The following is a 20,041-nucleotide window of genomic DNA, read 5'->3' as shown; positions in this document are numbered from 1 at the left end:
GTTGCAGCTCGGGGATGGTGACGGTGTCGAGGTCGACACCGAGGGCATCGGGTGCGGGCGCGGGCGCGGGTGCCGCGGGGGCGGGGCGGGGTGGGGCGGCGTGGGCGGACGGGCCGGGCAGACCGGTGGGCCCCGCGAGGAGGGCCCCGGCGGCGAGGACGGCGACGAGTGTGGCGGTGCTCCTGCTCCCCATGGGGCTCAGCGCACTGCAGCCCCGGGGGGAGCACAAGGGGGCGTGCCGGTACGGGCGGGGTGTGAGGGGTCGGGGCGAGGTCGTACGACACGGGAGAGCGGCGGGGCGGCACGTTCGCGCGCGCCACGGCACGTACCAACGCGACCCCGTGCCACCGCAGCACGCACAACGCCGGGGGCGCGGCGCCTCGTCCCGTACGGCGCGGGCTCGGGTGCGTACGCCGTCGGCTTACGCCGTTCCCGCGCCCGCCACCGCCGCGACCGCGTCCAGCACGGGGGTGCCGCCGCCGACCAGTTCCAGCGTCAGCCCCGCCGTCCGCGGCTCGTCCAGCAGCGCTGCCAGCACCGCCGCCACGTCGTCGCGCGCGACCTCCGAACGGCCCGTCCGCTCGGCGAGGTTGACCAGACCGGTGCCCGCGTCGTTCATCAGCCGGCCGGGGCGCAGGATCGTCCAGTCCAGACCCGCCCGGGCCCGTACGTCGTCGTCCGCGACTGTCTTCGCCCGCAGGTACGCGGCGAAAACCGGGTCTGTGCCGGACGGCGGCTCACGGTCGGTGCCCATGGCGGAGACGACGACGAAGCGCCGCACACCGGCCGCCTCCGCGGCGTCGGCGAAGAGCACGGCGGCGCCGCGGTCGACGGTGTCCTTGCGCGCCTCGCCGCTGCCGGGTCCCGCACCGGCGGCGAACACCGCGGCGTCGGCGCCTTCGAGGTGCCGGGCGACCTCGTCGACGCCGGCGGACTCCAGGTCGCAGACGACCGGTTCGGCGCCTGCGGCCCGCAGGTCGTCGGCTTGCTCCGGGCGGCGGATGAGACCGGCGACTTCGTCGCCCCGGGCGGTGAGGAGCCGCTCCAGCCGCAGGGCGATCTGACCGTGTCCTCCAGCGATGACGATGCGCATGAGTCCGACGTTAACGCCTGACGGCCCACGGCGCGCGGCGTGCACCGCACGGCAGTTGGCCGGGACCGGGCATCCGTGTCCCCCGTTTCCCCCTCATGCCCCACCCCTGTCCCCCCACATGCATGTCCCCCTCACACCCGCCCAAGGGTATGCGGCTCCTCTGACAACGCCGGCGTCCGACGGCCGGGCGGCGACGCCGCGGCTCCCCCCGGCCGCGGCCTCCCGTGCCCCCTCAGCCCGCCGTACGCCGCAGGCCCTGGCGCGGCAGGGCCGGTTCCGCGGAGCCGCTGCCGGAGCCGCAGTACTCCCGTACCGCGCTCGTACGGGCCACCACCCGGCCGCGGTGGATCACGATCCGGCTGTACCCCAGCGACAGCGCGCCCGCGACGGAGTCCCCCCGTACCGCCAGCAGCTCCGCGGGAAAACCCGCCTCCACCCGCACCTCCGGCAGCCCCAGCACCGCGCGCGCCTGTCCGGCCACCGTCGCGTACGCCGCCGCCGGGCCGGTCTCGCCGGTGGCGGCGAGGAGGTACGCGGACTGCAGCGGGTCCCCGCGCCCCACCGGGTTCGCGGCGTCGCGTACGGCACCGGTCCCCGCCGCGACGCGCACCCCGGCGGCGCGCAGCAGCCGCACGGGGGCGTGCGCAAACGGCCGCACCCCCGCACCGCAAGCCGGACCACCGCCCCCCGCCTCCCGCACCGCACCGCAGTCCCCCTGCGGCAGGCACACCACCGCCACCCCCGCACCGGCCAGCCGCTCCGCCACCCCCGCCGCCGTCTCGTACGGCACCCGCGCCAGCCCGCCGCACGGCCCGACAGCCACCCCCGCCCCGCACCGCAGCTCCCCCGCCACCGCCGCCACCCGGTCGAGCCGTGCGGGGTCCGCACCGTCGCAGTGCAGATCGACCGCGCACCCGTACTCCGCGGCCACCCGCAGCACGGCCTCCGTATAGCCCGCCGGGTCCGGGTCCAGGTCCGGGCAGCCGCCGAGCGCGGTGGCGCCCATGGCGACGGCGTCGTGGAGCAGCGCCCGGCCCCCGGCCCCCGCGACGCCGGTCAGCACCGGGGCCGCGGCCACCACCGCGACGTCGGTGAGCCCGCGCAGCGCGGCGCGGGCGGCGAGCACGGCGCGGAGATTGTCGAGCCCGGCGCCGCCGCCGATACGGACGTGCGTGCGCAAGGCGGTCGCGCCGTGCCCGAGTTGGAGGAGGGCGGCCTCGACAGCCCGCCGCTGCATGCCGGCCACAGCAGACCCCGAAGACCCCGAAGACCCTGAAGACGCCGGAGACCCCCAAGAACCCGAAGAACCAGAAGACCCCGAAGAACCAGAAGACTCCGGAAAATCAGGAGACCCGGAAGCCTCAGCAGCACTCCCCTCACCGCCCCCGCCCCCACCCCCACCACCCCCCACCCCCGTCAACGCCATGTCCAGGTGCCCGTGCGCCTCCACCGGCGCCGGCAGCAGCAGATACCCGCCGAGATCCACCCGCGCCCCGCACCCGCCCGCCCGCCCCGCCAGGCTGCCCGCCGCCCCCACCGCCAGGATCCGGCCGTCCCCGAGACGTACGTCCACCGTCCTGCCGTCCACGAGTCGTGCGCTGCACAGCACAGATGTTCCGTCACCGCCCGGGGCGGATCCGTGCCGAGGCTGCTGCGGAGGGCTGCTGGCGGGCATGTGACTCCTGCGGGCAGGTCAGGGTAAACATCCCCGATGTGAGCAAAATCGCACAATCAAGATCAGAAAGCGTCGGTCTGCACCAGACGGCGCGAACGAGCCTAGGTGGGGCAGGCCCGCGCGCCCCGGAGGAGGGGAGAGGAGGGGATAAGTCGTACCGGCGCGGCAACCCGCAGGTCCGCCCACCGGCGGCGATCGGCACGTACGAGCGAGCGCGATCAAGGACGGGTTACTGATTTCACGTTCGGCCGCTCAGCGTGTAGTGTCTTCATCGCTCGCCCCAATAGCTCAGTCGGCAGAGCGTCTCCATGGTAAGGAGAAGGTCAACGGTTCGATTCCGTTTTGGGGCTCTGATGCGGTTCGCACCTCGCTATCCTGGGAGGAGCAGAGCATCGCAGCGGTGTAGCTCAGTCGGTAGAGCAAGCGGCTCATAATCGCTGTGTCACCGGTTCAAGTCCGGTCACCGCTACTCACCTCAAGTAGCCGATTGCAGGCTCGAACCCTCGATCGGCTACTCTTTCTGCGTTGAAGAGAAGCTGTCCGTTCGTCAAGGAGCACTCACGTGGCTGCCACAGACGTCCGCCCGAAGATCACGCTGGCCTGCGTGGAGTGCAAGGAGCGGAACTACATCACCAAGAAGAACCGGCGTAACAACCCGGACCGTCTTGAGATGAAGAAGCACTGCCCTCGCTGCAACGCCCACACGGCGCACCGCGAGACCCGCTGAACGCAGGCCATCGAACCCCTCGTCCCACCCGGGACGAGGGGTTCGCCGCGCTTCACCCCGCACCACACGCCCCCGCCAGACGCGCCCCGGACGCCTCCAGGAGGGTTCATGCCACTCGATCAGTCCTTCGTGGGCCGGAGTTATCCGCCCACCGCCCCCTACGAGGTGGGCCGGGAGAAGATCCGCGAATTCGCGGAGGCGGTGGGCGACGCGAATCCCGCCTACACCGACCCGGAGGCCGCGAAGGCCCTGGGCCACCCCGACGTGATCGCCCCGCCGACGTTCGTGTTCGCGATCGCCTTCCGGGCGGCGGGGCAAGTGATCGAGGACCCGAAGCTGGGGCTGGACTACAGCCGGGTGGTGCACGGGGATCAGAAGTTCGCGTACAGCCGTCCCGTACGGGCCGGGGACCGCCTCTCGGTGACGACGACGATCGAGTCGATCAAGTCGATGGCCGGGAACGACATCATGGACGTGCGCGGCGAGGTCCATGCCGTCCACGACGACGGCGCCGCCGGCGAGCACGTGGTGACGACGATCATCAAGCTGGTGGCCCGAGCCGCCGAGGAGGGCTGAGGGCCGATGGTGGCGAAGGTGGCGTACGACGCCGTCGAGGCCGGCACGGAGCTGCCGGCGCAGTCGTTCCCGGTGACCCGCGAGACGCTGGTGCGCTACGCGGGCGCGTCCGGGGACTTCAACCCGATCCACTGGAACGAGCGGTTCGCCAAGGAGGTCGGGCTGCCGGATGTGATCGCGCACGGCATGTTCACGATGGCCGAGGCGATCCGGGTGGTCACGGACTGGGCGGGCGACCCGGGCGCGGTGCTGGACTACGGGGTGCGGTTCACCAAGCCGGTGGTGGTGCCGGACGACGGTGTGGGCGCGGTGATCGAGGTGTCGGGGAAGGTCGCGCAGAAGCTGGACGACGAGGCGCGTACGGTCCGGGTGGACCTGACGGCGACGAGCGGCGGGCAGAAGGTGCTGGGGATGTCGCGGGCCGTGGTCCGGCTGGCATAGCGAGGACCGGCGCAGCAGGCGCTAAGACAGCAGGCGCTAAGACAGCAGGCGCTGAGACAGCAGGCACTGAGACAGCACGCGCCGGGACAGCAGACGCCGGGACAGCAGACGCCGGCGTCACGGGCGCCAGCGCAGCGCGGGTGCCCGAGCCAGGACACACGCTCGGGGGCCGGTCCGCACGGGCCGCGCTTGACAAGTTAGTGAGTGGCCAATAACTTACTGCCCATGGCACGCATGAGCGCAGAGGAGCGGCGTGAGAGCGTCATCCGCGCGGCGATCACGGAGTTCGGCCGGGGCGGCTACCACGGCACGTCGACCGAGTCCATCGCCAAGCGGGTCGGCGTCTCCCAGCCGTACCTCTTCCGCCTCTTCCCCAACAAGCGCGCCATCTTCCTCGCCGCCGCCCTGCGCTGCATCGAGGACACCGGCACCGTGATGCGCACCGCCGCCGAGGGCCTGTCGCCGGAGGAGGCGCACAAGGCGGTGGCCGTCGCGTACCAGCAGATGATCGAGAACCGCGACCTGCTGCTCATGCAGATGCAGATGTACGTCGCGGTGGCCTCGGCCGAGTCGTCGGGCGACCACGAGTTCGGCAAGCCCATCCGGGCCGCCTGGTCCGAGCACCTCTACGACTTCTCACTGCTGACATTCGAGGGCGACACCGCGGAGACCACCACCTTCCTCGCCTTCGGGATGCTGATCAACACCCTGGTCGCGCTCGGCTACCCGCCGGACGACCGGGTCTGGGACGGCTTCTGGCCCGAGACCAAGCCGAGCAAGCCGAGCACGTAGTCACACAGTCACGCAGTCACGCAGTACCGAAACCCCCGCGCATACGCATGGGCGCGAAAGTTATTGAGTAATAACTAATCAGGAGGGAACCATGTCCGCCACCGACACGGCCCCGGCCGCGGCCCCGCTGCCGGCCCCCGCCGGGCGCCGCCTCGGCCCCGTCTTCTGGGCGCTGCTCCTCACCAGCCTCGCCAGCTTCATGGGCGCGCTCGACAACCTCGTCGTCACCACCGCGCTGCACGCCATCCGCGACGACCTCGGCGGCGGCCTCGAGGACCTGGAGTGGACGGTCAGCGCGTACACGCTCACCTTCGCCGTCCTCCTCATGCTCGGCGCCTCGCTCGGCGACCGCTTCGGCCGCCGCCGGATGTTCGCCGTCGGCATCGCCGTCTTCACCGCCGCCTCCGCCGCCGCCGCGCTCTCCACCGGCATCGACGCCCTCGTCGCCGCCCGCGCCGTGCAGGGCCTCGGCGCCGCGCTGCTGATGCCGCTGTCGCTGACCCTGCTCTCCGCCGCCGTACCGGCCGCGCGCCGCGGGATGGCGCTCGGCGTCTGGGGCGCGGTGCAGGGGGTGGCCGTCGCGTCCGGGCCACTGGTCGGCGGGGCGCTGACCGAGCACATCTCGTGGCACTGGATCTTCTGGCTGAACGTGCCCGTCGGCCTCGCCCTCATCCCGCTGGTCCGGCTGAAGCTGGCCGAGAGCCACGGCCCCAACGACCGCCTCGACATCCCCGGCACCGTGCTCGCCAGCACCGCGCTCTTCGGCCTCGTCTACGCCCTGGTGCGCGGCAACACCGACGGCTGGACCGCCGGCCCCGTCCTCGCCGGGCTGATCGCGGCGCCGGTGCTGCTGGCCGCCTTCGTCGCGTACGAGCAGCGCGCCGCGCACCCCATGATGCCCATGCGCCTCTTCCGCAACCGCAGCTTCAGCGCCCTCAACGCCGGGAGCGTGCTGATGTCCCTCGGCATGTTCGGCTCGATCTTCCTGCTCAGCCAGTTCCTCCAGGACGTCGGCGGCTACTCGCCGCTGGAGGCGGGCCTGCGGATGCTGCCGTGGACCGCTATGCCGCTGGTCGTCGCCCCGATCGCCGGGTTGCTCTCCGACCGCATCGACGGCCGGCCGATCATCGTCGCCGGGCTGGCGCTGCAGGCGCTCGGCCTCGCGCTCTTCGCGCTGGCGGCCGAGGTCGGCTTCTCGTACGGGGCGATCCTGGCTCCGCTGACGGTGAGCGGCATGGGTATGGCGATGACCTTCGCGCCCTCCGCCAACGTCCTGCTCTCCAGCGTCCGCCCCGAGGAGCAGGGCATCGCGTCGGGCGCCAACAACGCGCTGCGCGAGCTGGGCGGCGCGCTGGGCATCGCGGTGCTGGCGGCGGTCTTCTCCGCCCAGGGCGGCTACGAGACGGGGCAGAGCTTCGTCGACGGCCTGACGCCGGCGCTGTGGGCCGGTGCGGCGGCGGTGGCGGCGGGCGCGGTGGTCGCGCTGCTGCTCCACAGGCACCGGCCGGCGGCGGCGCAGGCCGCCGCGTCGTCCGCCGCCGTCACGGCGGCGGAGGCGGACGCGGCGGAGGCGGACGCGGCGGAGGCGGACGCGGCGGAGGCGGACGCGGCGGAGGCGGACGCGGCGGAGGCGGACGCGGCGGAGGCGGACGCGGCGGGCGGGCAGGCCCGTACCCCGGTCGGCGTCTGACCGGACCCCGTGACCGTGACCGCGACCGGAACCGCCCCGCGCCACCCCGCGCGGGGCGGTTCCGTGCGCGCTGCGTTTTCGTCCCGCCGCTTCCCGTGCCGATACTTGTCCTGACGGACCGCGACCTGACACGACGGCCCGGGAGAGGCATCGACCATGAAGCTGTTCAACCTCCTCTTGAACGTCCTGTGGCTGATCTTCTGCGGAATCTGGATGGCGATCGCCTACACGATCGCCGCGCTGGTGTGCTTCATCCTGATCGTCACGATCCCCTTCGGCATCGCGGCGCTGCGCATCGCCGGCTTCGTCCTGTGGCCGTTCGGCCGTACGACGGTGGAGCGGCCGGGCGCGGGGACGCCGTCGCTCATCGGCAACGTCGTCTGGGTGATCTTCGCCGGCTGGTGGCTGGCCCTCGGCCATCTGATCACCAGCATCCCGCTGTTCCTGTCGATCGTCGGCATCCCGTTCGGCTGGGCCAACCTGAAGCTCATCCCGGTCTCGCTGATGCCGCTGGGCCGCGAAGTGGTCCCGACGGACGAGCGGTTCGGCTACGCGCGCACGCACGCCCCGCGCTGACACCGGGGGCTTCCCGCCCTGACAGGGGGTGGTTCACCGCGCCCGCGTTCTCTACGCTCCGGCTCCGACGACTTGTATCCGCTTTGTATTCGCGGCTCCTTGAATCGGCGGATCACCGATGACAAGGGGAGAACCGTGCGCAGACGCATCCGCCGGCTGCCGGCCGCGGCCGGGACCGCAGCCGGAGCCGGAGCCCGAACCGTGACCAGGACCGGGCCGAGGTCCGTCCGTCTCGCCGTCGTCGCCGCCGTCGCCGCCGTGACCTCGCTGGCGATCGGCAGCGCCGCCGGTTTACCGCTCCCCGCCGCGGGCGCCTCCGAGGCCGCGCCGCAGACGGCCACCGGCACCGGTGAGGTCTCCCCGATGGCGCACGAGTCGTCCTTCCAACTGGCCGACCCCGACACCGTACGGGCGAAGGACGGCAGGTTCATCACGTACGGCACCACCGTGCCCGCCGGGCGCGGGCAGCGGTGCGACGGCGCCACCGGGCGGCTCTACGTCCCCGTACTCGTGCACGGCTCCGGCAACACGGTCGGCATGACCAACTGCGCCTCCGGCGACGCGCTGCCCGGCGGGCCCGGCGCCTGGGCCGAGCCGGGCGGCGCCATCTGGGCGCCCGGGGTGGCCCGTTACGGCGACCGGTACTTCATGTTCTACACCGCCTCGCGCAAGGGCTCCGGGCAGAAGTGCATCGGCCGGGCGGTCTCGTCGTCCGCCCGCGGCCCGTTCCGCAACGCCGGCGAGTGGGCCTGCCCGCCGGGCGGGCGGTGGGCGATCGACGCCAACCCCTTCGTCGGCGGCGGCTCCCTGTACGTCACGTACCGGGACGACGCGATCGCGTCCGGCGCCGAGACCGGCATCTCGACCGTACGCACCGACAGCGAGGGCCGGGCCGTCTGGAGCACCCGCAGGGACGTGCTGAAGAGCACCGACATCACCTGGGACACCCGCGGGACCAGCGGCGGCACCCACGTCGTCGAGAACCCGTCGATGTGGCGGCGGGCCAACGGCACCTGGTACCTGATGTACTCCGGCAACAACTGGGACAGCGCCCGCTACTCCACGGGCATCGCCGAGTGCGGCACCACGCCGCTCCCCTCGTCGCGCTGCAAGCCCCTCCGCAACGGCGTGGAGCGCCCGTACTTCGGCTACACCGGCTCCGGCGGCCTCGGCCCGTACCGCGGCCTGCCCGGCAACCACCGGGGGCCGGGCGGCATGGACGTCTTCGCCGTGCCTGACGGCAGCTTCCGGGTGGTGTGGCACTGGTGGGACGGCGGCCCCCGGTACCTGATCAACGGCGCGCTGCGTCTCAACGACGGCGGCTACTACGTCCAGTAGCGACCCGGCCGGACACCCGGCACCCGTACGGCACCCGTACGGCACACCAAGCTCGCGGAGGGAGAAGTCGTGGCAGGGATCACCAGGAGACGCGCCCTCGGGCTCGGCGGCGCGGCCGTCGCCGGCACCGCCGGGGCCCTGGCCGCCGCCGGCAGCGCCGACGCGGCCGACGGCTGGCAGCGGCTCGTCGTCGTCACCGCCAACATCGGGCGCAAGAACCTCGGCCAGCGGGAACGCGCCATCCGCGACGTCCGGCACGCCGTGACGGTCGACGGCCGGCTCACCAAGCCGCTGGTGGGCTGGCAGGAGATCGGCGAGGGGGACGCCGACGGGCAGGAGCCGCGGTGGATCAACCAGTACTTCGGCACCGCCTACCGGAACATCTTCGTGAACCACGACAGCGCCAGCCGGGTGCCGATGTCGATCCCCAAGGCGTACGACATCGTCGACCGCAGGGTCACCTTCGTCCACGGCGGGAAGGCGGGCGTCTCGCCGCACCGGGTCATCACCGAGGCCGTGCTGGCGCGGGCGGACGACCCGAAGGTGAGGTTCGTCTTCGCCAACACCCACTACGTGGCCGGAGCGTTCAACGGTACGCAGGACCCGTACGAGGCGTGGCGGGACGACATGTGGCAACTGCACTTCCGCAAGCACCGCGACGACGTGCTCGGGTACTGGCGCGCCCGCGGCTTCCCGGTGATCTGGACCGGCGACGTGAACCGCAGCCCGATGCCGCTGCTCCTGCCCGACTACGAGAAGCGCGCCTTCGGCGGCGGGATCGACCAGATCGGCTGGGTCCCCGGCACGAACGGCACCCAACTGCGGCTGCGCTGGACGAAGGTCGTCCCCATGTACGTGGACGGCCACGACGCCCGCGTCGCCGTGATGCAGGTGCGCCGCGTCTGAGGACCCCGTCTGAGTGCCCCGTCTGAGGGCCGCGCCCCCTCCCGAAACGGCGCAGCCCCCGTCCCCGGGGGCTGCGCCGTTCTCAGTGGCAGCCGTCGTACGCCCGGCGTGCGGCGGCGATGACCGGCCTGTTCCGGTTCGCCCATGCGGCCAGGGTCTCCAGCGGTTCGCGGATCTCGTCGATCAGGGGGGTGGTGGCGTACTCCACCCGCGGTGGTGCGTCGGGGTGGACGGTGCGGGTGAGCAGCCCGTTCCGCTCCAGGTTGCGCAGGCTGTGCGTCAGCATCCGGCGGCTGATGCCCTCGATGGCGCGTTCCAGCTCGGTGAACCGCCGCGGCCCGTCGCCGAGTACGACCAGAACCTGGGCGCTCCACTTGTCGCCGATGAGGGCGAGCACCTCCCGCAGGGGGCAGGAGAGGTCCCACGGGGGCTCGTCTGAGGGGGACCGGGTGACCTGGTCTGTTATCGCGGTGTTCCGTTGCAACATAAAAGTGCCTTCTTCCGCAGTCGCCGGGTTTGCGGCACGATATCGGCTGTTACGAATCGTAACGTTCCTGGTGGCATCCGTGGGCGCGCTTCCGGGAGTCCGGCCGACGAGCATCCGGGGAGCGACGTTGCCGACAGCGCACAGCAACGGATCGAAGATCTTCTACGAAGTGTCCGGGGAGGGGCCCGTGGTGGTTCTGCACCCGGGCATGTTCCAGATCGGCGCGAGCTGGACCACCACCGGATACACCGCGGCCCTGGCCGCCGACCACACGGTGGTGGCCATCGATCCGCTCGGCCTGGGGGCCAGCGACGGACCACACGACCCCGCCGCGTACGCCCTGGAGCGCCGCGTCGCGAACGTCACCGCCGTCCTCGACGACATCGGCGCCGACCGCGCCACCGTCTGGGGCTACTCCATGGGCGCGCTGACCGCCCTCGGCATGGCGCTGCACGCGCCGGAGCGGTGCACCCGGATCGTCGCCGGCTCCTGGGACCCCGTGAACGGCTTCGCCTCGGCGGTGGCGCCCATCCTGAAGCGACTGGGACTGCCCGCCGACACCGACGTGTTCGGCCTGCTGTGCGAGGGCGCTACCGCGCACCCCTCCCAGGCCGCCGTCCTCGACGCCGCCGACCCCGCGGCGCTGCGCGCCAACTACGAAGCGTTCTCGCGCGACCGGGACCTTCAGGCCGGCCTGGCGGCCAGCGGGGTGCCGATGCTGATGTACTGCGGCACGAGCGACCCCTGGCACGAGCCGATGCACGAGGTGGCCCTGCGCAGCGGGGCGGCCTTCTTCTCCATACCCGACGCCGATCACCACGGCGGCTGGGTCCGGTCGGCGGAAGTACTGCCGCACGTACGGCACTTCCTGACCACCGGGTAACGGCACCGCACACAGCGGCCGGCCTCCGGCGCCGCCCGGCCCGGGGACGTTCCGGCGCCGCCCGGACGACGTGAGGACGGCGCACACTTCCCTCCGGCGGTCCGTGGGGGCGCGGATGCCGGCGGGAAGCGGGGGAGCGGGCGGGTCCGCCAGCCAGCGGACCCGCCCGCACCGGGCTGGGGCGGGGGCGGGGGGTCGGCAATGCTGCCGAATCCGCCGGGAAAGTGCTTCGGGCGGTGAGCAGAAGCGGCCCGCGGCGACCTCTCACCGGGGGTGGGACGGGTTCTACGGCGACCGCGCCAAGGGGGTGCCGTTGCGCCGACATCTTCGCCCTCACGGACGCGGAACTCGACGGCCCGTACGACCTGATCCTCGACTCCGGCTGCTTCCACCACCTGCCGCCGCATCGGCGGGTCAGCTGCCTCGCGCTGCTGGACCGCGCCTTGGCGCCGGGCGGGCACTTCGCGCTCACCTGCTTCACCTTGACGGGCGGCGGGTGGGGGCCGGGGGCGCGCTCACCCGCGCGCGTTCGCCACGCAACCGCCCAGGCCGGCCGGCATGATCAAAGCGCGGGCGGAGGAATCCGGTCGTAACTTGCGGTAACACCCCCCGTAATCCGGCCCAAATCGGGCCCCGTCGCCCGAGTTTGCTCTGTGACACGCACCAACCAGCCCTTCGGCGGTGGCTCCCTCGCGTCGGCCCGGGTCGGGTTGCCGGCGTCCAGGGCCGGGGCGAAACCGGTGCCCGCGTACGGCGTGACCCCCGTCGAGTCGCCCAGTTGGTCCGCCGCCCGCTGGACGCCCGAGGCGATCCCCGCGTCGCTTTCCGTCACGCCGCTCACCGCCGCGTACTGCAGCCCGATGATCCCGAACCCCAGCCCCGCCGCGATGAGCAGCATCGTCAGGCCCGCCGCCAGCGGGCTGAGCCCCTGTTCGTCCTGCCGCGACCACCGCGCCCACCAGACATGGGCCTCACGCTACCCCGGCGGGCAGGCGCAGGGTGCCCCTCAGCGGCCCGCCATGCGTTCCAGGCGGGCGATGCGCTCCGCCATCGGGGGGTGCGTCGAGAACAGCCGCGACATGTTGCCGGAGCCCCGCCGGAACGGGTTGGCGATCATCATGTGGCTCGCCGTCTCGATGCGCGGCTCCGGGGGCAGCGGGAGCTGCTTCGTACCCGCTTCGAGCTTCCGCAGGGCGCTCGCCAGGGCCAGCGGGTCGCCGGTGAGCTGGGCACCGGTCTGGTCCGCCTCGTACTCGCGCGAGCGGCTGACCGCGAGCCTGATGATGCTCGCCGCCACCGGGCCGAGGAAGAGGACCAGGAGCATGCCGAAGGGGCCGGGGCCGTTGCCGTTGCGGTCGCCGCTGGGGATCAGCCAGGCGAAGTTCACCAGGAACATCACCACCGACGCGAGGGCGCCGGCGATCGACGAGATGAGGATGTCGCGGTTGTAGACGTGCATCAGCTCGTGGCCCAGGACGCCGCGCAGCTCCCGCTCGTCGAGGATCTGCAGGATGCCCTCGGTGACGCAGACCGCCGCGGTGCGCGGGTCGCGGCCGGTGGCAAAGGCGTTCGGGGCGGGGGTGGGCGAGATGTAGAGGCGGGGCATGGGCTGGCGGGCCTCGGTGGAGAGCTCGCGCACGATGCGGTACAGGTTCGGCGCCTCGATCTCGCTGACCGGGCGGGCGCGCATGGCGCGCAGCGCCAGCTTGTCGCTGTTCCAGTACGCGTACGCGTTGGTGCCGATGGCCACGACGAGCGCGATGACCAGGCCCGTACGGCCGAAGATGCTGCCGATGACCAGGATCAGCGCGGACATGCCGCCGAGGAGCGCGGCTGTCTTCAGCCCGTTGTTCGACCGGTGCACAATGTGCCCTCCAAAGCCTGCCGCCGCACATGTCGGCCGTCTGTCTCCAGTGGACCCCTCCCAGGCACAGAACGCGCGGCTCACCGGGTAAGTTCCCTGGTCAGCGCAGACTCCCGGTGCGCCCGGGCGGGTGAAGCGGCGTTACAGCAGGGCTTCGCCCGCAAACTGGAGGACGAGCTGCGGGGCGCCCGAGAGCGCGACGCCGAGGGCCGCCGTCAGGCAGATCGCGCCGCGGAGCGGGGCGGCCAGGGGGGTGGGGCGGGTAAGGCGGGTGGTGTGGGTGGGTTCCGTCTGGGAGGGCGCCGGGCGGAACAGCAGTGCCGTCCACTTCAGGTAGTAGTACAGGCCCACGACCACGTTCGCCGCCGTGATCACCGCCAGCCACCCGAGACCCGCGTCCACCGCGGCGCCCAGGACCGTCACCTTCGCGAACAGGCCGATGATCCCCGGCGGCAGCCCCGCGAGGTTGACCAGGAAGAACGCCAGCGCCAGCGCGACCGGCAGCCGCGTCGCGGCGAGGCCCCGGTAGTCCGCGAGCCGGCCGCCACGGTCCCCCTTCGCCGCCACCGAGGCGACGACGGCGAAGGCGCCGAGGTTCACCACCCCGTACATCAGCGCGTACGACAGGGTGGCGCCCACCGCGCGCCCCGGCTCGTCGGCGTAGCCCGCGGCGGCGATCGGGACCAGCAGGTAGCCGGCCTGCGCCACCGACGACCAGGCCAGCAGCCGGACCGCGCTGTGCGGGGCGTCGAGGCGCTGGCGCAGGGCGGCGACGTTGCCCGCGGTCATCGTCAGTGCGGCCAGGACCGCGATCGCCGGGCCCCACACGTCGTCGTACGCGGGGAAGGCCAGCACGGTGACGAGGATCAGCCCGCTGAAGCCGACCGCCTTGCCGACGACCGACAGATACGCGGCGACCGGGATCGGCGCGCCGACGTACGTGTCGGGCACCCAGAAGTGGAACGGCACCGCCGCCGTCTTGAACGCGAACCCGACCAGCGTCAGCACCACCCCCGCCGCCGCCAGCGTCTCCAACTGCTCCGGCGCCGACTCCAGCCCGTCGGCCAGGCGCGCCAGGTGCAGGCTGCCCCCGGCGGCGTAGACGAAGCTGACGCCGAGGAGCATGACGGCGGTCGCGGTGACGGAGGAGAGGAAGAACTTCAGCGCCGCCTCGGACGACAGCCGGTCCCCGCGGCGCAGGCCGACCAGCGCGAACGCCGGCAGCGAGGCGACCTCCAGGGCGATCACGAGCGTGGCCAGGTCGCGGGCCGCTGGCAGCAGCGCCGCGCCGGCGGCCGAGGACAGCAGCAGGAACCAGAACTCCCCGGCGGGCAGCTTCGTCGCGCGCACGTCGTGGACGGACAGCAGCGCGGCGAGCAGCGCGCCCGCGAGGACCAGGAGCTGCACGACGAGCGCGAAGCGGTCGGCGGTGTAGCTGCAGACGTTTGAGTCGCCGGTGAGACAGAAGGTGCTGCGGTCGCCGTCGAGCAGCGGCAGGAGCGCGAGCAGGGAGACGGCGAGCGCGGCGACCGCGCCCCAGCCGAGGAGGTGCTTGGCGCGCTCGGGTACGAAGAGGTCGGCGACGAGCAGCGCGACGGCCGCCACGGCGACGATGGTGGGCGGGGCGACGGCGAGCCAGTCGACGGACTGGACGAAGGACTCGGCGAGGACCGTGTCCGCGGTCCCGCCGGCCGGGGTCACGGCGGCGTGTGCGTACGTCATCAGCTTCCTCCCGCGAGGAGCTTCTGCACGGCCGGGTCGGTGAGGCCCAGGAGTGCGGCGGGCCAGAGGCCGGCGAGGACGGTGAGGGTGACGAGCGGGCTCCAGGCGGCGATCTCGTAGCGGCGTACGTCCCCGAGGGCCGCCGGCTTGTCCGCCGTGCGGTCGCCCATGCAGACGCGGCGGACGACGACGAGCAGGTACGCGGCGGTGAGCAGCGTGCCGAAGCCGGCGACGGCCATGCAGACCAGGTACGCCGGCCGGGAGAGCCCCGCGGCCGGGTCGTACGCGGCGAACATCGCCAGCATCTCGCCCCAGAACCCTGCGAGCCCGGGCAGCCCCAGCGACGCGACGGCGCCGAAGGCGAGCAGCGCGCCCAGGCGCGGGGCGCTGCCGTAGAGGGCGGCGCCGGTGCGGCCGGCGAGGGCGTCGAGGTCGGTGGTGCCGGTGCGTTCCTTCAGGGCGCCGACGAGGAAGAAGAGCAGGCCGGTGATGAGGCCGTGGGCGATGTTGGCGAAGAGCGCGCCGTTGACGCCGGTGGGGGTGAGGGTGGAGATGCCGAGGAGCACGAAGCCCATGTGGCCGACGGAGGAGTATGCGATGAGCCGCTTGAGGTCGCCGCGCGCGCCGGTCCGGGCGAGGGCGAGGCAGGCGAGGGAGCCGTAGAGGATGCCGGTGACGCCGAAGGCGGCGAGGTAGGGCGCGTACGTCTCCATGCCGTCGGGGGCGATGGGCAGCAGGACGCGCACGAACCCGTACGTGCCCATCTTCAGCAGCACGCCGGCCAGGAGGACGGAGCCGACGGTGGGGGCGGCGGTGTGGGCGTCGGGGAGCCAACTGTGCAGCGGCCACATCGGGGTCTTGACGGCGAGGCCGATGCCGATGGCGAGGACGGCGATGAGCTGGGTGGTGTGGGTGAGGTTCGCCCCATTGTCAGTGGCGAGTGCCACCATGTCGAAAGTGCCGCCCTTGAACCCGATGAGGAGGAGGCCGAGGAGCATCACGACCGAGCCGAGCAGCGTGTAGAGGATGAACTTCCAGGCGGCGGGCCCGCGTCCGGCGCCGCCCCAGCGGGCGATGAGGAAGTACATCGGGATGAGCACCATCTCGAACGCCAGGAAGAACAGCAGCAGGTTGAGGACGGTGAAGGTGGCGAGCATGCCGCCTTCGAGGACGAGCAGCAGCGCCACGAACGCCCGGGGTGACGGCCCGGCGGCCCGCGGCGACAGCCGCTGATGTTCCTGTTCCTGCGCGAAGTAGCCGTAGACCGCGCAGAGGAAGGTCAGCAGCGCGGTGAGGACGAGGAGGGGGAGCGATACGCCGTCGACGCCTAGGTGCAGCCGGACCCCGAGGGCGGGAATCCAGCTCACGTCGGAGTCGGCCTGCATGGTCTCGGCTTCGTCGTAGTCGAAGCCGGCGGCCAGGACGACGGACAGGACGAACACGGCGCCGGTGACGGTGACGCCGTGGCGCAGCACAGCCTGGTCGGGGCTGGTGCCCTTCAGGCCGGGCGGCGCGGGGAACAGGGCGGCCAGGGCGCCGAGAAGGGGGAGTACGACGATGGCGGCGAGGACGAGCTGCATCGCGGTGTGGTTCATATGCGGTCAGCCTCTGGTGGCGGCGACGACGGCGACGGCCAGGACGAGCGCGCCGCCGAGCAGCGCGCTGAGGTAGCTCTGCACGTTGCCGGTCTGGGCGCGGCGGACGGCGGCGCCGAGCCACCGGGGCGCGGTGCCGGCGCCGCGTACGTAGGTGTCGACGACTTCCCGGTCCAGGAAGCGGACCAGGCGGGCCGCGGCCCGTACCGGGCGGACGAAGAGGGCGGCGTACAGGGCGTCGGCGTGGAAGCCGGCGGCGGCGTGCCGGTAGAGGGCGGGGCCGAGCAGGATCCGGCCGGGGTCCGTGGCGGTGCCGTCGGGGGCGGCGCCCGACGCGGCGGCGCCCTCCTGGGCCGGGCTGCCGTACACCGCGTCGTGGGTGTCCTCCGCCACCGCCTCGGTGAGGGCGGGCTCTTCGTCGGGGTGGGCGGTGACCGCGCCGACGGGGACGCGGGCGGCGGCCCCGGCGGTCTGCTTCCACGCCGCGTACGTCGCCAGCATGCCGACGAGCGCCAGCCCGGTGCCGAGGACGGCGGTGGCGAGCGTCGGGGTGAGGGTCTCGTCGTCGAGCCAGCCGGGAAGCCGGCCGACGGCGAGGCCGAAGGCGGCGGTCGGGAGGAAGAGCACCCACAGCACGGCGTTCATGACCACGGGGGTGCGCACGGGGTGCCCGGCACCGGGGACGCCGGCCTCGGGGACGCCTGCCTCGGGGACGGTGTCCGCGGCGGCTCGTGCCGGCGGTGCCGGTGCGGCGGCGAGGAGCCAGAGCCGGGCGGCGTAGGCCGCGGTGAGCAGGGCGGTGGCCAGTCCGGCGACGAGAACGGTCCAGCCGACCCCGGCCGGCACGCCGTCGGCGTGCCCGGTGGCCGTGTGCTCCGCGGCGGCGAGGATCGCCTCCTTGGAGAAGAAGCCGGCGAAGGGCGGGATGGCGGCGAGGGCGAGGAGGGCGACGGTCATCGTCCAGAAGGCGTCCGGCGCGCGCTCGCGCAGGCCGCCCATCCGGGCCATCGCCGCCAGCGAGTTGGTGCCCATGGCGTGGATGACCACGCCCGCGGCGAGGAAGAGCAGCGCCTTGAAGGCGCCGTGTGAGAGGAGGTGGAAGACGGCGGCGTCCCGGGAGCCGACGGCCAGCGCGCCGGTCATGTAGCCGAGCTGCCCGACGGTCGAGTACGCGAGGACGCGTTTGATGTCGTCCTGCGCCAGCGCGGCCAGCGCGGATCCGACCATGGTGACGGCGGCCACGACCGCCAGCACCACCAGCGCGGCGGCCGAGGCGGCGAAGACGGGCAGCAGCCGGGCCACGACGTACACGCCGGCGGCGACCATCGTCGCCGCGTGGATCAGCGCGGAGACCGGCGTGGGGCCGGCCATCGCGTCGGGCAGCCAGGTGTGCAGCGGGAACTGCGCGGACTTGCCCGCGACCCCGGCGAGCAGCAGCAGCGCGATGAGCGTGGGGTGGGCGATGCCGTCGCCGGAGACGGCCGCGTTCAGGACGCCCTCGATGCGGAACGTACCGGCGTCGGCGGCGAGCGCGAAGATGCCGAAGAGGAAGGGGACGTCGCCCAGTTTGGTGACCAGGAACGCCTTGAGCGAGGCGGCGCGTGCGACCTCGGTGTCCCAGTAGTGGCCGATGAGGAAGTACGAGCAGATGCCCATGACCTCCCAGCCGACCAGCAGCACCATCAGGTCGCCGGAGTAGACGACGAGGAACATCGCGGCGGTGAAGAGGGAGACGAGGGCGGCGTACGAGGAGTAGCGCGGGTCGTCGCGCAGGTAACCGGTCGAGTAGACCTGCACGCACGTGGCGACGACGCCGACGAGGACGGCGATCAGCACGGCCATGCCGTCCAGGTGCAGCGCCAGGTCGACGGGCACGGAGCCGGTCGGGGTCAGCTCGGTGGCGGCGGTCACCGGCTCGTCGCCGCCCTGCCGGACCGCGACGACGGCGGCGAGCACGGCGGCGGTCACGGACGGCAGCACCGCCAGCGGCTGCACCATGCCCGGCGAGCGGCGGCCCAGGAGCAGGCCGGCGACGGCGCCGAGGAAGGGCAGCAGCGGGACGAGGGCGGCGAGGGTGGTGATGGTCACGCGGTGGCCTCGGCCTTCTTCGACGCGGTCCCGGACTCCCCCGGCCCGGCGCCGGCTTCGGCTTCCGCGCCGGCGCCCGGGTCCGTTCCCGTGCCGGCGCCCGGGTCCGTACCGCCCGGGACGTCCGTGTCCGCGAGGTCACGCAGGCTGTCGACGGCGGAGGTGCCCCGGTTGCGGTACACCATCAGCACGATGGCCAGCCCGATGCCGATCTCGGCCGCGGCCACCGCGATGATGAACAGCGTGAACGACTGCCCGGCGCGCAGGGTGTCGCGGAGCCAGACGTCGAAGGCGACGAGGTTGAGGTTGACGGCGTTGAGCATCAGCTCGACGGACATCAGCACCAGGATGGCGTTGCGCCGGGCCAGTACGCCGTAGAGGCCGACGCAGAACAGCAGCGCCGCCAGCACCGCCGGATACGCGAGATGCATCAGCCCTCCCCGCCCTCGTCGCCGGCTGCGCCGTCCCCGGCCGCGGCCCCGCCGTGCTTGCGGGACAGCACGATCGCACCCACCAGCGCCGCCAGCAGCAGCACCGACAGCGCCTCGAACGGCAGCACCCAGTGCCGGAAGACGCTGGCCCCCAGCAGATCGGTCGTGCCCCTGGGCTCGTCCAGGTCGGCCCATGTCGTACGGAACGCGTCCACGACCAGCGTCACCAGCAGCACCGCCGCCGCGCCCGCCACGCCCAGCGCCACCCACCGGTTGCCCGAGTCGGCGTCCGGCGAGCGGCCTATCGGCGCCCGGGTCAGCATCAGCCCGAAGAGCAGCAGCACGACCACGGAGCCGACGTAGATCAGCACCTGCACCCAGGCCACGAACTCGGCGGTCAGCAGCAGGTACTCGACCGCCAGCCCGCCGAGCGCGACCACCAGCCACAGGGCGGCGTGCACCAACTGCCGCGTGGTCACGGTGATCACGGCGGCGCCGAGGGTCACGAGGCCGGTGAGGAGGAAGACGACCTCGACGCCGGTGGGCGACAGGAAGCCGTGGGACTCGGCGGCGAACGTCATGCGTCGTCGCCTTCCCCCGCCGCCGGCTCCCCTGCCGCCCGCTCCCCCGCCGCCGGCCCTCCCGTGTCCCGTACCCGCGCGGCCTCCGCCTTCTCCGCCGCCTTGCGCGCCGCGCCCAGCTCCTTCGGCTCCTCCCCCGCCGGATCCAGCGCGGGCGGCACCGGCACCGTCCACATCCAGTCCCGCAGCCGCTCCCGCTCGTGGATCAGCTCGTGGATATCGGTCTCCGCGTACTCGAACTCCGGTGACCAGAAAAGCGCGTCGAACGGGCAGACTTCGATGCAGATCCCGCAGTACATGCACAGCGCGAAGTCGATCGCGAACCGGTCGAGCACGTTGCGGCTGCGCTCCCGGCCGCCGGGGGCGGCGGGCGGCACGGTCTCCTTGTGCGAGTCGATGTAGATGCACCAGTCCGGGCACTCACGGGCGCACAGCATGCAGACGGTGCAGTTCTCGTCGAACAGCGCGATGACGCCGCGGCTGCGCGGCGGCAGCGCGGGCAGGGCGTCGGGGTAGTGGGCGGTGTGCGAGCGGCGCGTCATCGTACGCAGCGTGACCGCAAGCCCCTTGGCGAGC

19 protein-coding genes, 2 tRNA genes and 2 pseudogenes are annotated in these 20,041 nt (G+C 73.0%); 12 read left to right on the top strand and 11 right to left on the bottom strand.

Translation table 11 applies throughout. The features are described from left to right. Window positions 1-421: 421 nt before the first annotated feature. Window positions 422-1,093, bottom strand: a complete 672-nt coding sequence (locus tag B124_RS26350; RefSeq protein WP_496505446.1) for an SDR family oxidoreductase — start codon at window positions 1,091-1,093, stop codon at window positions 422-424. Window positions 1,094-1,325: 232 nt separating this feature from the next. Beyond that, window positions 1,326-2,768 (bottom strand): amidohydrolase family protein, encoded by a 1,443-nt coding sequence (locus tag B124_RS26345; protein WP_496505445.1) that lies wholly within the window; start codon window positions 2,766-2,768, stop codon window positions 1,326-1,328. 277 nt (window positions 2,769-3,045) lie between these two features. Here B124_RS26345 and B124_RS26340 point away from each other — a divergent pair. The 10 genes from B124_RS26340 (at window position 3,046) to B124_RS26295 (ending at window position 9,814) form a co-directional block, all read left to right on the top strand. Beyond that, a tRNA-Thr gene (locus B124_RS26340) sits at window positions 3,046-3,118 on the top strand. A gap of 46 nt (window positions 3,119-3,164) precedes the next feature. Beyond that, window positions 3,165-3,237, top strand: a tRNA-Met gene (locus B124_RS26335). Window positions 3,238-3,330: 93 nt separating this feature from the next. Then, complete coding sequence (gene rpmG / locus B124_RS26330) at window positions 3,331-3,495, top strand: 50S ribosomal protein L33 (RefSeq protein ID WP_003948671.1); 165 nt, start codon at window positions 3,331-3,333, stop codon at window positions 3,493-3,495. Window positions 3,496-3,603: 108 nt separating this feature from the next. Further along, window positions 3,604-4,071, top strand: a complete 468-nt coding sequence (locus tag B124_RS26325) for an FAS1-like dehydratase domain-containing protein (protein ID WP_496505444.1) — start codon at window positions 3,604-3,606, stop codon at window positions 4,069-4,071. 6 nt (window positions 4,072-4,077) lie between these two features. Then, on the top strand, window positions 4,078-4,512 hold the full coding sequence (locus B124_RS26320) for a MaoC family dehydratase (RefSeq protein ID WP_496505443.1): 435 nt from the start codon (window positions 4,078-4,080) through the stop codon (window positions 4,510-4,512). A 225-nt stretch (window positions 4,513-4,737) separates the two neighbouring features. Then, window positions 4,738-5,304, top strand: a complete 567-nt coding sequence (locus tag B124_RS26315) for a TetR/AcrR family transcriptional regulator (protein ID WP_496505442.1) — start codon at window positions 4,738-4,740, stop codon at window positions 5,302-5,304. 91 nt (window positions 5,305-5,395) lie between these two features. Then, window positions 5,396-6,994: a DHA2 family efflux MFS transporter permease subunit gene (locus tag B124_RS26310; protein ID WP_496505441.1), complete on the top strand. Its 1,599-nt coding sequence runs from the start codon at window positions 5,396-5,398 to the stop codon at window positions 6,992-6,994. 156 nt (window positions 6,995-7,150) lie between these two features. Beyond that, window positions 7,151-7,570: a YccF domain-containing protein gene (locus tag B124_RS26305; RefSeq protein ID WP_496505440.1), complete on the top strand. Its 420-nt coding sequence runs from the start codon at window positions 7,151-7,153 to the stop codon at window positions 7,568-7,570. Window positions 7,571-7,771: 201 nt separating this feature from the next. Beyond that, window positions 7,772-8,908, top strand: a complete 1,137-nt coding sequence (locus B124_RS26300) for a family 43 glycosylhydrolase (protein ID WP_496505439.1) — start codon at window positions 7,772-7,774, stop codon at window positions 8,906-8,908. A gap of 69 nt (window positions 8,909-8,977) precedes the next feature. Then, complete coding sequence (locus B124_RS26295; RefSeq protein WP_496505438.1) at window positions 8,978-9,814, top strand: hypothetical protein; 837 nt, start codon at window positions 8,978-8,980, stop codon at window positions 9,812-9,814. A gap of 82 nt (window positions 9,815-9,896) precedes the next feature. Here the strand turns inward: B124_RS26295 and B124_RS26290 are convergent, their stop codons facing one another. Further along, window positions 9,897-10,301, bottom strand: a complete 405-nt coding sequence (locus B124_RS26290; protein WP_496505437.1) for a winged helix-turn-helix transcriptional regulator — start codon at window positions 10,299-10,301, stop codon at window positions 9,897-9,899. Window positions 10,302-10,488: 187 nt separating this feature from the next. Between B124_RS26290 and B124_RS26285 the strand changes: the two genes are divergently transcribed. Together B124_RS26285 and B124_RS26280 are read left to right on the top strand one after the other, a co-directional pair. Continuing rightward, window positions 10,489-11,184: an alpha/beta fold hydrolase gene (locus B124_RS26285; protein WP_496505436.1), complete on the top strand. Its 696-nt coding sequence runs from the start codon at window positions 10,489-10,491 to the stop codon at window positions 11,182-11,184. Window positions 11,185-11,504: 320 nt separating this feature from the next. Beyond that, a pseudogene (locus tag B124_RS26280) lies at window positions 11,505-11,667 on the top strand (SAM-dependent methyltransferase); the annotation flags it as partial. A 79-nt stretch (window positions 11,668-11,746) separates the two neighbouring features. On the opposite strand, the pseudogene B124_RS26275 reads toward B124_RS26280, so the two are convergent. The 8 genes and pseudogenes from B124_RS26275 to B124_RS26240 all read right to left on the bottom strand — a co-directional run. Beyond that, window positions 11,747-12,082, bottom strand: a pseudogene (locus tag B124_RS26275) (hypothetical protein); the annotation flags it as partial. 108 nt (window positions 12,083-12,190) lie between these two features. Next, the gene (gene htpX, locus B124_RS26270; protein ID WP_496505435.1) at window positions 12,191-13,048 is read right to left on the bottom strand and encodes a zinc metalloprotease HtpX; all 858 of its coding nucleotides are present in this window, start codon (window positions 13,046-13,048) and stop codon (window positions 12,191-12,193) included. Window positions 13,049-13,189: 141 nt separating this feature from the next. Continuing rightward, window positions 13,190-14,770, bottom strand: coding sequence for an NADH-quinone oxidoreductase subunit N (locus tag B124_RS26265; RefSeq protein ID WP_496505434.1), 1,581 nt, complete (start codon window positions 14,768-14,770; stop codon window positions 13,190-13,192). Continuing rightward, complete coding sequence (locus tag B124_RS26260; protein WP_496505433.1) at window positions 14,770-16,365, bottom strand: complex I subunit 4 family protein; 1,596 nt, start codon at window positions 16,363-16,365, stop codon at window positions 14,770-14,772. The genes B124_RS26265 and B124_RS26260 overlap by 1 nt, the downstream gene beginning before the upstream one ends. 6 nt (window positions 16,366-16,371) lie before the next feature. Next, window positions 16,372-18,453 (bottom strand): NADH-quinone oxidoreductase subunit 5 family protein, encoded by a 2,082-nt coding sequence (locus B124_RS26255; RefSeq protein WP_496505432.1) that lies wholly within the window; start codon window positions 18,451-18,453, stop codon window positions 16,372-16,374. Beyond that, window positions 18,450-18,884, bottom strand: coding sequence for an NADH-quinone oxidoreductase subunit NuoK (nuoK, locus tag B124_RS26250; protein ID WP_496505431.1), 435 nt, complete (start codon window positions 18,882-18,884; stop codon window positions 18,450-18,452). The genes B124_RS26255 and nuoK overlap by 4 nt, the downstream gene beginning before the upstream one ends. Continuing rightward, window positions 18,884-19,465 carry an NADH-quinone oxidoreductase subunit J family protein gene (locus tag B124_RS26245; RefSeq protein WP_496505430.1) on the bottom strand — a complete coding sequence of 194 codons (582 nt, stop codon included), beginning with the start codon at window positions 19,463-19,465 and terminating at the stop codon, window positions 18,884-18,886. Before B124_RS26245 ends, nuoK begins: the two co-directional genes overlap by 1 nt. Beyond that, entirely contained in the window at window positions 19,462-20,007 is a 546-nt protein-coding gene (locus B124_RS26240) for a 4Fe-4S binding protein (protein WP_496505429.1), read from the bottom strand. The genes B124_RS26245 and B124_RS26240 overlap by 4 nt, the downstream gene beginning before the upstream one ends. Window positions 20,008-20,041: the final 34 nt, after the last annotated feature.

The organism is Streptomyces sp. CNP082 (assembly GCF_059570535.1).
The sequence above is the reverse complement of the archived record's forward strand: the minus strand, read 5'-3'. Positions and strand labels throughout refer to the sequence as shown.